The sequence below is a fragment of the Bradyrhizobium sp. USDA 3315 genome, assembly GCF_054056795.1.
Genome location: NZ_JBSRYP010000001.1, coordinates 6,096,852 through 6,110,385 on the forward strand (window position 1 = coordinate 6,096,852; position 13,534 = coordinate 6,110,385).

The 13,534-nt window shown below is 61.3% G+C and carries 9 protein-coding genes and 1 pseudogene; 3 read left to right on the top strand and 7 right to left on the bottom strand.

Annotated elements, in window-relative coordinates; all coding sequences use genetic code 11:
• Positions 1 to 78 precede the first annotated feature (78 nt).
• Together ACVIYL_RS28435 and ACVIYL_RS28440 are read left to right on the top strand one after the other, a co-directional pair.
• Positions 79 to 536 (top strand): annotated as a pseudogene (locus tag ACVIYL_RS28435) (cupin domain-containing protein).
• Between the two features lie 407 nt (positions 537 to 943).
• Complete coding sequence (locus ACVIYL_RS28440) at positions 944 to 1,879, top strand: hypothetical protein (RefSeq protein ID WP_456780357.1); 936 nt, start codon at positions 944 to 946, stop codon at positions 1,877 to 1,879.
• A 17-nt stretch (positions 1,880 to 1,896) separates the two neighbouring features.
• On the opposite strand, the gene ACVIYL_RS28445 is transcribed toward ACVIYL_RS28440, so the two are convergent.
• The 3 genes from ACVIYL_RS28445 to ACVIYL_RS28455 form a co-directional block, all read right to left on the bottom strand.
• Positions 1,897 to 3,279, bottom strand: coding sequence for a hypothetical protein (locus tag ACVIYL_RS28445; RefSeq protein WP_456780358.1), 1,383 nt, complete (start codon positions 3,277 to 3,279; stop codon positions 1,897 to 1,899).
• A 27-nt stretch (positions 3,280 to 3,306) separates the two neighbouring features.
• Positions 3,307 to 4,428, bottom strand: a complete 1,122-nt coding sequence (locus tag ACVIYL_RS28450; RefSeq protein WP_229189337.1) for a type II toxin-antitoxin system VapC family toxin — start codon at positions 4,426 to 4,428, stop codon at positions 3,307 to 3,309.
• A gap of 90 nt (positions 4,429 to 4,518) precedes the next feature.
• Positions 4,519 to 5,397 (bottom strand): hypothetical protein, encoded by an 879-nt coding sequence (locus ACVIYL_RS28455; protein ID WP_057019602.1) that lies wholly within the window; start codon positions 5,395 to 5,397, stop codon positions 4,519 to 4,521.
• Positions 5,398 to 5,526: 129 nt separating this feature from the next.
• Here ACVIYL_RS28455 and ACVIYL_RS28460 point away from each other — a divergent pair, with 129 nt between their 5' ends.
• Positions 5,527 to 6,156, top strand: coding sequence for a hypothetical protein (locus ACVIYL_RS28460; RefSeq protein WP_141339674.1), 630 nt, complete (start codon positions 5,527 to 5,529; stop codon positions 6,154 to 6,156).
• A gap of 56 nt (positions 6,157 to 6,212) precedes the next feature.
• Here the strand turns inward: ACVIYL_RS28460 and ACVIYL_RS28465 are convergent, their stop codons facing one another.
• From ACVIYL_RS28465 to tssF, 4 genes are all read right to left on the bottom strand, one after another.
• The gene (locus tag ACVIYL_RS28465; protein ID WP_456780359.1) at positions 6,213 to 7,799 is read right to left on the bottom strand and encodes a methyltransferase regulatory domain-containing protein; all 1,587 of its coding nucleotides are present in this window, start codon (positions 7,797 to 7,799) and stop codon (positions 6,213 to 6,215) included.
• 5 nt (positions 7,800 to 7,804) lie between these two features.
• Positions 7,805 to 10,441: a type VI secretion system ATPase TssH gene (gene tssH, locus ACVIYL_RS28470; RefSeq protein ID WP_141339672.1), complete on the bottom strand. Its 2,637-nt coding sequence runs from the start codon at positions 10,439 to 10,441 to the stop codon at positions 7,805 to 7,807.
• 96 nt (positions 10,442 to 10,537) lie between these two features.
• Positions 10,538 to 11,602: a type VI secretion system baseplate subunit TssG gene (gene tssG / locus ACVIYL_RS28475; RefSeq protein WP_456780360.1), complete on the bottom strand. Its 1,065-nt coding sequence runs from the start codon at positions 11,600 to 11,602 to the stop codon at positions 10,538 to 10,540.
• Positions 11,566 to 13,533, bottom strand: a complete 1,968-nt coding sequence (tssF, locus tag ACVIYL_RS28480) for a type VI secretion system baseplate subunit TssF (protein ID WP_253608160.1) — start codon at positions 13,531 to 13,533, stop codon at positions 11,566 to 11,568. Before tssF ends, tssG begins: the two co-directional genes overlap by 37 nt.
• Between the last annotated feature and the right edge of the window lies 1 nt (position 13,534).

Genomic DNA, 13,534 nt, shown 5'->3' on the forward strand with positions numbered 1-13,534 from the left:
GGGGCGGGCCATTGCGATAGGCGCAGATCCACGCTTATGGTCGCGCATTCGCTTGCTGCCATCGTCCGAGGAAATGCCATGCCCAGGATCGATCTGACAAAAGTGCCGGAACGCAAGGAGACCGGCTATCCGGCGGAGTTCGCCGCGCCGTGCGCCGAGCGGGTGCGGCAGCGTCTCGGCGATGCCGGCGGGCTCGCCGACTTCGGCGTCAACCTGATGCGGCTGCCGCCCGGCAACTGGTCGAGCCAGCGCCACTGGCATTCGGACGAGGACGAGTTCGTCTATGTGCTCGCGGGCGAAGTGGTGCTGGTGGAAGACGGCGGCGAGACGGTGCTGCGCGCCGGCGATTGCGCGGCGTTTCCAAAAAAAACTCCGGCAACGGGCATCATCTGATCAACAGATCGCAGATGACGGCAACCCATCTCGAGGTCGGCTCGCGCTCGCGCGGCGACGTCATCACCTGCTCCGACATCGACATGATGAGCCCGAGCTCCGACGGCCGCTTCCTGCACAAGGACGGCACGCCGTACGAATAGCCGCACCAGCCGCGCCGGGCGCGAAATCGGGCGTTGCGGATTGGCCGGCGAAGGACCAATGTTCCGGCAAGGGAGCTTTGGTCGCGTCCATGGCGGAATGGTATTTCATCTGGGTCGACGGTCCGCGCGGACCCGAGCCGCAGAAATGGTCGTCGGACGCGCTGTGGGGCCAGCTCGCGCGTCAGGACGTGATTGTGCGTTTTCCCCTGAGCGATCGCGAGGCCGAATGCGCTCGGCTTGAGTCGGCATTCGCCCTTGCTGCTCCACGACACCAAGCGAAATCAACTGCCTCGCAAGGCCAATTTCCGCTATCTTGCTCGCTCAACCGGACAAGATGATCCCGGATGGATATGCCCGGCGCGATGGACCGTGCGAGATCCCGTACGTGGATTAGGAGGGGGGGAGCCATGCCGAGCTTCGTTCAGTTCCTGCAGAATTCGGGTGTGTACGCTGCGCAAAATTTCATGATCGTTCCTCGGGAAGGCTTCAACCTGGTCTGTCACCGCGACAGCAAGGACGTTGGCCTGTCGTATGATCGCAATCGATTACTGGTCGAGGATGTGCGGCTCGATGACGTCGAACGTGTCGCTCAGGAATACATCAAGACCCGCTTCAGGGAGCAAAAAGGCCAGGAGCGCGACGACCAGTTGCTGCGTCTGCGTACAGCGCTGTATGCCACTGCACGGCCGGACGGCCCTGCGCGCGGCCTCAAGGTCTCGCCCAAGGATAAAGGCATTCCCGAGCTTAAAGCCGTACGCGGCAGCACAAGCATCAAGTTGGATGTCGCCATTCTGCCGCGCAAGGATTTCACGATCGCGTTCAAATTCCTCAAGTACCTCGATCAATCCGGCAATCTGATCAACGCCACGAAATGGACGCCGGACGACGTGCCCTGGTTCCTCACCAAGCTGAACTGGACGTTCGGGGCTCAGGCAAATATCTTCTTCACCCCGGCAGAGGCGACTTGGATGACGGTCCGGAAAGCCCTGGGGCCAAAAATCTCGCGGGATGTTTTCCGCAAGGAGATCGTCCCGTTCAAGGTACGCGGCGCCGATCTCACGTGTTTTCTCGTCGGCGACTATGACGCAATGGATAACGAGGCGGCTGGAGAATATCTGCCCGACGAGCAGGTCTTCGTGGTTGTCGATCAGGGCAATCCACCCGTGTTCGACTATGGCGAGGCGTTCATTGGCGTCATGGCGCACGAGGTCGGTCACTTCCTGCACCACAAGCGGAACATTCCCGGCAGTGGGCACCATAATCGAAGCGGCATCTTGCTTTCCAGCGGCATGGAAAGCCTGTCCCTGGACAAGCAACTCGTCACCGACCTCAACGCGTGGTGAGAGCGCTCGTTCTCCGCTCACGCTTTGGCAGCAATGTACCCGTAATAATTCATAAGGAAGTCCACAATCGAGAGAGGCTTCTGAGCGCCACCCTTGCCCGGATGCGGGATCGCGTAATCTCCCTTGCCCCATGTGAAGATCGTTGTCGTCACGTTTCCATTCGACACTTGTATCCTGTCACGCAAGACGACCCAGTGCCGCGTCAACACCGAGCCTTCGTCCGACTGGTCGTCATATTCGATCATGTTGGCGCTTATGAACAGGCATACGCGGTATCCACTGGCGAGCAGGGCGTTGGCTTCGTTGACGCTGTCGATGCCTTTGCTGAATTTCAGATTGGTCTCCTCGCGCACGTCCTGGTATCCCGCCTTGCGGAACCATTGCTCCATTTCGCTCGGCAAGGTGATCCCCGCGACGTCGCTTACTCTGCCGGTGTCGTCAAAATCGAGGAACCAATTTTCGGAGTCGCGAATGGAGGCGCAAGTCAGCCAATCGACGTGGTCCAGCGAGTAGGGCGGCGTGTAGTTTTTCACGTCCTTTCCCGGCTTGATCAGCAGGCGGCCGAGGTTTGCCTGCCCCTTCTGATACAGATCGATGGCGAACCGCGCATATTGCCCCGGCTTGTCGGATGCGTAGCTGAACATCAGCGCGGACGGACCGCACATGCTCGCTTGATCCTGATCTATGAGGCTCGGCTTCGCAATTCGCCTGAGAATACCTATCCCGACGCGGTGCGGGTCGAGCTTCGGAAAGAACGTGGTCCTCGTGTTCTTGAGGAAATCGCAGACCATCTCCGCGGCAAGCTTCTTTTGATCCGAGTTGAGGTCGTACGGTCCAACCCCGAGCCACTTCTTCTTTTCGTCGCCGACGAAGAGCGTGATGAGTTTCTTCGAAGTCGGAGAAAGCGTTCTGGAGGTGTTTGCAATGGTGGTCAGGTCGTCCAGCTCGAATGCGGTGACCATGCCGTCCGTGACGGTCGCCCTGATGATGTCGACGACTTCCGCGTAGTCCAGCCTGGAATCGTCGAGCAGACCCTTGCGAAGTGCGGCATCGACGGATGGCGTCGCGATCCCGTCCCATTGACCCTTGGGAGGAGGAGGCTTGGCGGCTGCCTTTGTCGCGAGGTCGACCAGCCGAGTGAATGTTGGCCCGCCGGGCCGGATATAGCCGTCCGGCGTGCCCGGGAAGTTCTTCTGCTGGAAATACAGGATCGAGTTGTAGAGGCTGTCGCTGGCGTGACCCGTCACGACCATTTGCGGTTTGAGCGTGGTCTCGGCTCCTCCGTCGGAAATGGCGATCTTGTTGAGGAGCGAGATGACCAGCTCCTGGTCTTGCTTCCAGTTCTGGCAGCTGCGACCCGTCGCGGCAAACCGACCGACTTTGTCTTTCAATTGCGGCATGAGCAATCACCAGCAATATGATCGTTTTCAGTGGCGGATTGCAGGTTCAACTATCGCATTGGTGGTCGGCTGAAGCGTCCACGCTAGCTTGTCGATGAACTCGTACTCAAATAGCGCCTGCGGATCGGTTCCGAAATAATATCCATACTGATGCAGAATCTTGGAGCCCTTGGCGACCATCTCGCGCTTCCATTTCAGGTCCTTGGCAGAGCTGAACTGAAATCCAATCACCACCGCATAGTTTTCGTACGCTTCGGCCACTTGCAGAATGGTCGCGCGCGTCAGGATGCCAGCAGGGTCTTCCAGACCTTGAACTCTGAACGCGGTGATGCGGTTCATCAGATTTGATGCAACTTCCTCCTCGGACCAACCCATGACGCCCGCTGCAACGCCCTTTGCGAACCCCTCCTTGATGAACTTGACTTGAATGTTCTTGAGTGCCTCTCGGGCCGCGACCTTGTCAGCCACCATAAGGACCAGATCGGGGATCATCGCAGCGATGTTCTCGGCCTTGAAAGCCTCCTTTAAACCCGCCTTGAAGCCGGCCTTGGCCGCGCTCCAAAATCCTTCGCCAGCGACGGAGCCTGCCGGCGGCGGCGGGACCTCTGGCGGGGTCGGTGTGTTCCGCGGGACCTTCAGTCTCACCTCCGGTGCCCGGAAGTCGAGCGCTTGAACGCCTCTCCTGCGCATCGCAATGAGCGTTCCTCCGCTGTCCCTGGTCAGCAACACCGGATTCTTGATGCCGCGAGCCACTCCGCCTGCCCTGACCTGGGCAACAACATCGGAATCGAACGCGGAAAGCCCGTGATTCAAACCCTCATTGCCCCACTTCCAAACTTGCGCGCGGGGCACCTGGGTCATCATTTTGTCTTCGACGATCCGCAAGTCAGTGAGCAATTTTTCGCCGGACTGAGCACGCGCTCCCTTTAGAAATTCAAACTTGACCCGCGGTGAGATCAGAACCTCGTGACCGTCCTTGGCCAGATTGAGAATTTCATTCTCGAAGCGTCGGCTGAGCGCTTTCTCGGCGGTGCTCGCCGCAGCTCTTTGCCCGTTCTGTATGTCTATAAGAATATTGGTATCGAGCCAGACGGGGGGCTTTAAGGGCGCCATTGCAACAACACCATTGGCATAAACTGTAGGACGCATTTTGCGTCGGCGAGCCTATCCCTCAGTCGCGTCTGCTGAAGCGCCGGTTCAAGCGGCTCTGCCGCACCCTCGATCGCAGACATGCGATCGTCAGCGCGCGCCTTTCGGCTTGGAGCCAAGCAGATCATGCGTTCCACTGACGCTTAACGTTCCCGAGCACTCGAATCCTCCGAAAATGCCGCAGGAGCCGGTGACGGTGACGCGCAAGTCCTTGCGTTGATACAGGTCGACCGAAACGCCAAATCGCGAAAAATCGTTGGCGCTGTTCGGCAGGATCAGGTCGATGTGATCGATCGCCCAGCGCGGCAGGTGAGGATTGCTCTTCCAGAACAGTTCATTGACGGCGTGGTGGCCGAAATTCGGTCCGACCGTGAGGGCGCCGTCTGCGCCCTCAAACACGAAGCCGGTCTCGTCGATGTGAACATTGACCCGGTCCGGCGCTACCGCGAAATGCAGCGACGTGATGTCCTGCGGCTGCGGGTCCTTGCCGAACTGCGCGCTATAGTCGTCGCTCCATTGCCCTCGGCCGCGCCCGAGCCCGAAGCCGTGCCGGCCCGGAAGGTCTCGCGTCGAGAGCGGCCGGTCGGATAGCTTTGGGCGCCAGATCTCCCGGAATCCCTTGCCGATTGTGGCTGCCATCGACAGATCGAGGGCCCAATGCGACGGCTTCTCCGGGCTTTTGCCTTCGGCGAAGGCGTCGAATCCGTCCGACGTCTTGGCAATGCGCAGCGTCTTGATCAGGTCTTCCCAGTCCTTGGGCAGGAACGTGACGCCGTCGAGCGTGCTCGTCGCGGCCGCGACGCCATACTTCTCCAATTGGCGTCGGATATAGGCCTTCTCGTCATAGAGGCGGACATTGGGATTCGGCCCCGCGAAATATTTCGACAGATCGATCTGCGGCCGGAGCATGGTCAGCCGCGCCGCGATCTTGCGGTAAGTGTCGGTCGTGGTCGGGTCGGTGGTCGTCACGGGGCTGCCCTCCGAGTGAAAGCCAGTCCCCGATTTGTCTGATCCGGCCGGGGCCGGGTTCAACTGAACCTCCCAACCGGAAACGCCGACCACCATTCGTGGAGCAGTGTCAACAGCAAGGACGATCCGATGTCACTTCGGAGCAGGGTGCTAGACGTACTCAATGGCCCGGCGGTCGCACGCATTCGCTTCCGGTTTCCGATCCGTGGCAGCCACGTGACGATTGCACCGCAAACGTTCCATCACGTCGCTCGCGCGATCCGGTTGGGACAGGTCAGCGTCAGAGTTCCGACGGACCTCGCGGCAAATGTTGCGGCACAATATAACGACGTCGCGCGGACCCGGGCGGACGGTACGGTCGTCGCGGCGAATACGCTGGAGGTCGTGTCGGCGACGGGGCGAATGGACGAAGCCTATATCGTCCACGAGGCCTTGCATGCGGCTTACGATCTGCTGCGTACTGGCCTTGACGGCAATGCGGAGGAGGCGTCCGCCTATGTCTGTACCGCGCTCTACTGCCGCATGACGGGCCTGCCGCGACCCCGCTGGGCGAACGGCCCGATCTACGCCAATGCCGCGGAAGTCGCCCGAACGTTGCTGTCGCAATATCAGAAGGGTGATCCCGGCATTCCCTGGGTCGGCGAGCATGAATGGCAGATGCTGCGCGCCGGTGTCGGCCTTAGCGCGGTCTATGCCAGCGGACCCGGCGGCATTCTCACCGGGTGGCTGCTCGGCCAACAATACACCCACGACGGCTGATGGGACGTGGGGCGTCCGCTCCACAAAATGACGGGCCGGCTCCTTGCCGCCCGTCCTCAGGCCACCAGCAAACCCAGTTTGCCGACCGTCGCCAGCGAACGGTCAACGCTTTGTCGGGTTGACAGCAGCAACGGCTCGGCGGGCTGCCCGGCATCATCCAATTGCTTGACCTGGATGGTCGGTCCGAAGGTTTCAGTCATTTCGGCTGTGATTTGCTCGATCGTCCGGGAGCCGTCGAGCAGTTGCAGAAAGTGGCGCGTCCTGTCGTCCTCCAACTGCACGGTTTGGTGAAGCAGATTGGTGACCAGCGGGCCGCTCTGCGCCTGTCTGCGGGCGAGGAGACTCGCCTGCGGACAATCCGTGACTTCTTTCACGAGAAACGGCCGTGATTTCAGAAAGGAGACCTCGCCGCTGCAGGCCAGGATATAGAGCGCTTCCGTCAATATCCGTTGGTCATCGGCTGTTTGCCGGCCTTCCAGCAGCGTCCGGGCGCCATCGAGCAGTTCAGTGAACGAGAGTGCGCGCGGCCAGGCCCGGCCGAGACAAAGATGTGCGGCCTTCAGGAGCGGATTGGTCACGGTGATTCGGCTGCCGTCCTGATTTTCAAATTCCATCTCGGAATCGTCGGTCAGGCAGGCGTCGGGGCGACGTGGGCTGGTGGTGCTCAGCAGATAGAAGGCGGTGATGAAGTCGAGATCGACCTTGCGGTCAAGGGAGATGCCTTCGTGGCAGAGCAACGTACGCCGAAACCCGTTGCCGTCGATGAAGTCCTGATACTGATCGCGCGCCATGAACTCGCTTTCGGGAAAGCGCTGCAGCGTGGCGCGGACCTCTTCGGTGTAACCGGCAAGATAGCGTCGTGAGAAATCGGCGTCGCTCAGATATTGCAGCCCATGTCGGCCGGCGTCTTCGACGACTTCGTGCAGCAGGAACGCCGTCGCGCCAGAATCGAGATCGTCGTGAAAAAGCAACTCGTCCGGAGCCTTGAGCACGCGGTTGCACTGGTCGCGCATGACTGTACCGTGCACCGAGCTGGACTTCGATCCTTCGCTGAGAAATTTCACGATGGCGCGAGCTTGTCCCACTTTCTCCTTCATCCCGGTGATGCGCCGGGTGTGGTAGCGCATCATGTCGCGGACCATGTCGCGAAGATGCGAGAACGGGTGCGCGTTATAACTGACGTAGCAGAGCCCCTGTGGCGCCAAATTCCGTTTGAAGATGGACATCATCTTCTCGCGCACGATCGGTGGTACCCATGAATACACGCCATGGGCGATGATGTAGTCGAACTGTCCGAAGGCAGCGTCGACATCCATGATGTCGCAATGCAGAAGCCTGACGTTGCTCAAGCCCAATGCGGCGATGTTCCGCTGTCCGCGTTCGATCGTAACGCCGCTCAGGTCGATACCGATGAACTCGCTGTCCGGATATTGAAAAGCCATCGGCAACAGATTGCCGCCAACGCCGCAGCCGAGCTCCAGGACCCGGCTGCGCTCGACCGGAGCCGGCTGCATGCCGTAGACCGCAGCGAGCGTTGCCAGATGGTTCGGGTGGGTGAGCCCGTAGACATGCCCGGGATAATACACCTCATCGTATGGTGTGGTGCCGGTGGTCGGCTGGCGGTGCTCGGTCTGGATGTTCATCGCAGTCAGTTCCACGAATATGCAAACTTGTCGTTCACGATCGAGACGCGCGTCTGCTTGACCTCCTCCTTGGCGAGAGACTTGCTGAGGAATTCGCGCGACAGTTCGGGCAGCAGCGTGTTGGTGATGATGTTGTCGATCATCCGCCCGCCGGAGTCCGGATCGTTGCAACGGGATACGATGTGCTCGACGACTGCATCGTCGTAGCCGAAGGCAGCCTTGTGATTATCGCGGAGGCGCTGTCCGATCCGGTCGAGCTGCAATCTGACGATGCCGGCAAGCATCTCGTCCGAAAGCGGAAAGTAGGGGATCGAGACGATGCGCCCAAGCAACGCGGCAGGGAACACCTTCAGCAATTCCGGCCGCAGCAGCCTGGCGAGTTCTTCCGGCTCGTTGCGATACTTCGGATCGCGCGCCAGGCTCATGATGAGATCGGTGCCGACGTTCGTGGTCAGAATGATCAATGTGTTCTTGAAATCGATTCGCCGACCGTTGCCGTCCTCCATGACTCCCTTGTCGAACACCTGGAAGAAGATCTCATGGACGTCGGGATGGGCCTTCTCCACCTCGTCGAGCAGGATAACGCTGTAGGGCTTGCGCCGGACCGCTTCGGTGAGCCGGCCGCCTTCACCATAGCCGACGTAACCCGGAGGTGCGCCCTTCAAGGTCGAGACCGTATGGGCCTCCTGGAACTCCGACATGTTGATCGTGATCATGTTCTGCTCGCCGCCATAAAGGGTTTCGGCAAGCGCGAGGGCGGTTTCTGTCTTACCCACGCCGGACGGTCCGGCCAGCATGAAAACGCCGATCGGCTTGGACGGGTTGTCCAACTTGGCGCGGCTGGTCTCGATTCGTTTCGCAATCATCGTCAGCCCGTGGGACTGGCCGACCACGCGGCGATTGAGAATTTCGGGTAGCTTCAGGACGGTTTCGATCTCGTCGCGCATCATTCTGCCGGTCGGGATACCGGTCCAGTCGGACACGACAGAGGCCACCGACTGCTGGTCGACATGGGCATAGATCATCCGCTTTTCCGGATTGATGCCTTCCAGTGTCTCGAACTTGCCGCGCAACTCGACGCGCTTCGTCGCTCGATCTTCGTCGCCGTTCTCGGAGAGGATTTCGCGAATGCTGCGGATGTCCTTGACGAGCTCCTGTTCCTTGGCCCAGTCGGCCTCCAGGCCGGACAGCTTGGCCTTCAGCGTCGCTATGTCGCCGTCGATTGTGGTGATGCGCTCGCTGTTCTCGTCCCCGAGATCGCCGTCGCTGACCAGCGCTGATCGTTCGGCCTCGCGGGCCGCGATCGCGACGCGAGCGTCCTCGATCAGGGCCGGCGTCGCGCTTTGACTGATGGCTACCCGTGCTGAAGCTGTGTCCAGCAGGCTGACCGCCTTGTCCGGCAGCTGTCGGGACGGAATGTAGCGATGCGACAGGTTGACCGCGGTCACGATCGCGGCGTCCGAAATGCGAACGCCGTGGTGCTTCTCCATCGGGCCCAGGAGACCGCGCAGCATGATGCAACAGGTCTCGACATCCGGCTCATCGACCTGGATCGGCTGAAAGCGCCGTGTGAGTGCGGGGTCCTTTTCGATGTACTGGCGATACTCTGCCCAGGTGGTGGCGGCGATGGTCCGCAGCGTGCCGCGGGCGAGGGGAGGCTTGAGGAGATTGGCCGCGTCGCCGGTGCCGGCGGCGCCACCGGCCCCGATCAGCGTGTGCGCTTCGTCGATGAACAGGATGATCGGGGTAGGCGAGTTCTGTACCTCGTCGATCACCGAGCGCAGGCGCTGCTCGAACTCGCCCTTCATCGAGGCACCGGCCTGCATCAGGCCGATATCCAGCGCGCAGAGCCTGACGTTGCGCAGCGGCGGCGGCACCTCGCCGGCGGCAATGCGCTGGGCAAATCCCTCGACCACGGCAGTCTTGCCGACGCCGGCCTCGCCGGTGAGGATCGGATTGTTTTGCCGCCGGCGCATCAGCACGTCGATCAATTGGCGGATTTCGTCGTCTCGACCGAGGATCGGGTCCATCTGGCCCGATCTGGCCTTGGCGGTCAGATCCTGGGAGAACCGGTCGAGCGGCGTCGTCCCCTTGGGATTCGCCCGGTCCGTACCGTCAGTACCGGCACCGGCCAATCCGGAGCCGTCCATCGGACGCATGGTCTCCTCCTCGGAGCCTGCCCAGATGGCGCGGTGCTCCGCAGCCAATGCGTCGACATTTATCTTGGCGAATTCCTGCGAGATGTTGTTGAGCGCACGACGGATCTCGTTCGATTTCAATCCGGCGACCAGGAGATGTCCGGTGCGGATCTGGGTCTCGCCGAAGAACAGCGTGGCGTAGTGCCAGCCACGGTCGAGAATATCGATGACCGAATTGGCGACGCCCGGCATGTCGGTTTCGTTCTTGCGGAAACCGTTGATGACGCCCGCGAGGTCCGACAGCAGCCGCGCGCGGTCGAGCTTGTAGTGATCCACCGACAGGCTGAGGTCGGTCCGCTCCTGTTGCAGGATGTGAAACAGCCAGTGCGCAAGCTCCACGTTACGGTTGCTGACGCTCTTGGCGTGGCGCAGGGCCTGTATGAAGGCATCGTAGCCGGCCCGGTTCAGTTTGCCAGTCACGGCCTCAAGGCTGATATCGGTCACGATGGCGCCTCCTGCTCAATCCCGGACGATGCCGGGTCGTCGCGGAAATCGGCTCGAATTCCCATGATGTTAGGACAATCGGAGCGATGCTTAGGTTCAAATCGGCTGCTGATCAGTCGCAGCGTTGCGCCGGGCTCTGAGACGCTCGGCAAGGTGAAAGCGTGCATCGCGCCGATACTCCTCGGTCGAGGCCCAGTTCGGCGAAACCCAGCTGGTCCATCCAAGGCGTCCGCTCTGCCCGAGCTTCATCGGGACAACCGCTCCCGCCGGAATGGCAAGTTCCACCTCCCACTCGAGTTCGTCGCCGATGTAGAAGTAGGCGGCGTCAGCCAGGGGCTCGGACAGGTTCGGCGCTTCGGTGGGCAGGAACTGCTCGTATTGAGCAAAATCCTTCACGAACACGCGAACCCTGATCTTGTCTTCGACGCTGAACACACGCGAGCCCAGGAGCGCGTCGTGACCAAGCTTGGCGTGCGTCCCGCCGAGCCGGCTGCAATGGCTTGGGTCGAATGGGAGCCACGTGCCGACGAACTCGTCGATCTCGACCCTGACATCGAACAGCCCTTGCAGCAGCCGCGCCAGTCGTGATGCGGATTTCGCTCTCGGTGAAACCAGCCCGGCGAAGCTCAGCTTCGCCATGTCAGGCACGGTATCCCGATTGGCAAAAATATCGGAGCCGAGGCCGGCGAAGGAGCCGACATAAGCGATGAAGCGGTCGTCGGATGGCCGATCATGCTGGGCGATCGGCCGTGCGTCTGCCCAGGCTCGAAAGAACAACTGCAGAAAGCGTCCGTTCAGCAGGTCGAGAAAACGGGGGAAAGCGTCGTCCCGCATCAACTGCCAGCCGACGCTCTCATCGGTGGTAGCCAGCGGCAGCGCGCCCTGCGGTCCGAGCAGGCCGAGGAATTTGACCAGAATTTTGAGCCTGCCATCACGATCGTCGACCGAGCTCAGATTGGAGGCGGGAAATTCCAGATAGGGGGTTTGACCGAGGTCGACAAACTCCTCGCGACGCGCTGCACTGTCGCCGATCCGCGGTCGATCCGGATTGCATCGCTCGAGCTGGCGGAGCGTCTGAAAGAAATCGAACCGCCACGGCTCGGCCTTCATCTGGTCGATCAGCGTCACAGCGGCCTCCGGGTGCCCATGCGGGCCGGCCAACGCATGATCTCGCCGCGCTCCGGGGTCGAGATGACGGTCTGGGTGAAGGTGTTGAAGCCTGAATAGTCGGCGAAGAAGCGTTCCAGCACAGCCCCGAGCAGGAACACGCCGCTGCCCTCGAATGCCTTCTCGTCAAGCGTGACCGTGATCTCCAGGCCGCGCGCTGCGCCACTGCCGGTACGCTCACGCACCCGCCGCACCACGGGCCTGCTCTCGACGCTGCGCACACCACGAATCTTTCGCTCCGTCGCGTCGTCGAACTGGTCGGCGAACAATGACAGCATCTCCCGCAGTGCTCCGGCGTTCTTGCCGCCGCTGCGTTCCACGAGGCCGAGATAGTTCAAACTCAGCATGTTGATCAGGCGCCAGCTGACGACGCCGCTATTGGCGATTTCGCTGCGGCTGCGCAACTGCGCCACCACCGGCTCGCGTGGTCGGGTGGGGCCGGCGATGCACATCAGCTCGAGCGAGGTGTCGTCCAGCAGGCGAAAGTCGGCTCCGCCCTGGCCGACCGGCAGATGTTCCGTGAGATGCCGGTTGGAGCACAGCGCGCGGACGCTCAGCTCGGCGGCGGATCCGTCGCCGCTCGGGTCGCCGGGCTCGAGCAGCGAGAGGAACATGTCCGTCCCGGTATAGTCCGAGGCCGCGCCATAGGTCTTCTCTTCGACGGTGCGCCGCCGCGGCAGCCGACGAACCGTGTAATAAAGTCCCTCGACCGATCCGGCCGTCCTGTCGACGGCGGCGGAGTACAGCGGACGCACGCGCCGCTTGTCCTTTTCCGCCGGAAAGTGCGCGTAAACCTCCAGCACCTGGTGCGGCTCGTATTCGAGGTAGCGGCTTCGGTCGGGCACCACGTGGTATTCGTAGGTGTTCGACTTGATCGGGATGCGATCACTGGTCTTTTCGAACAGGTTGATCGCCGGGGCGGTGTAGAGACTGAACGTATCCGCCCGGACCGAGGCGGCGAGACGCGAGTTGTGTTCATCGAACGCGAAGACGATATCGATGGATTTGCTGCGCAACCGCGGCATCACAGCGCGAAGCTGCGTCAGATTGACGCCAAGGAACTTGCGCGGAAACACGAAATATTCCCGCAATAACTCCGAGCCGCGAAAGACCCGGTTGTCGTTCGGAAACAGGGATTCGTTCTCGCTGAAGCCGACCTGCTGCACACAGTCGTTCGGAGCCCGGATGACGACCGGATCGCCGAAATCGTCGAGATAGCGAAAATAGAGCCCGACGCAGTTCGAGGTCAGTTGCTCGTAGAGTGCGATGGCATCCGACTCGGCGCCGGTCAGGTAGATGGGCAGTTCGCTGGTGCGGCAGCCGGCGAACCAGGTCTCCGGTTTGTTGCGAGTCTCGGCGTCCGCCGGCTCCTCGTCGAGCCGCGCGGCGGTACGGTGCGTCAAGGAGAGCCTGAGCCCAGCGATAACTTCTCCGCCGACTGGAATCCCGAGGGCCTGCAACGCGCCCGCGGTCGCAAAATATTCGGCGCCGGTGACGTCAAAAGGCCAAAGCACGATATCGCGGCAAAGCCGGAATCGGCAGGCGAGGCTCCGTTCCCTTTCGCGATAGTTCGCGTCGAAATAGGCGCCCCGCGCAATCTTCTTGCCGTCGCGCAATGCCGGATCGGCGTAGGTCGGCTGAATCCTGACCAGCATGGCGGACGGAGTTGGCGCGAGATAATTCGGAACCAACTGCTCAAGCAGGTTCGCCGTGAATTCCGGAAACTCGTGCTTGAGCTTGAGCTGGACACGGGCGGCGAGAAATGCAGCGCCTTCCAGCAGGCCTGAGATCATCGGATCCGAGCGGTCGCGGACCAGACCGCCGAGGCGCTCGGCGATACCAGGATATTCCTCGGCAAAACCTTCCGCGTGCTCGTACAGCAGCGACAGTTCACGATTGTAAAAGTCGAGGAATTCGCGGTTCATG

What these genes read in the sequence shown, in the direction of transcription:
- ACVIYL_RS28440 (WP_456780357.1), top strand. Translation starts at nt 944, where the DNA reads ATGCCGAGCTTCGTTCAGTTCCTGCAGAATTCGGGTGTGTACGCTGCG.
- ACVIYL_RS28445 (WP_456780358.1), bottom strand. Translation starts at nt 3,279, where the DNA reads ATGCCGCAATTGAAAGACAAAGTCGGTCGGTTTGCCGCGACGGGTCGC.
- ACVIYL_RS28450 (WP_229189337.1), bottom strand. Translation starts at nt 4,428, where the DNA reads ATGCGTCCTACAGTTTATGCCAATGGTGTTGTTGCAATGGCGCCCTTA.
- ACVIYL_RS28460 (WP_141339674.1), top strand. Translation starts at nt 5,527, where the DNA reads ATGTCACTTCGGAGCAGGGTGCTAGACGTACTCAATGGCCCGGCGGTC.
- ACVIYL_RS28465 (WP_456780359.1), bottom strand. Translation starts at nt 7,799, where the DNA reads ATGAACATCCAGACCGAGCACCGCCAGCCGACCACCGGCACCACACCA.
- tssF (WP_253608160.1), bottom strand. Translation starts at nt 13,533, where the DNA reads ATGAACCGCGAATTCCTCGACTTTTACAATCGTGAACTGTCGCTGCTG.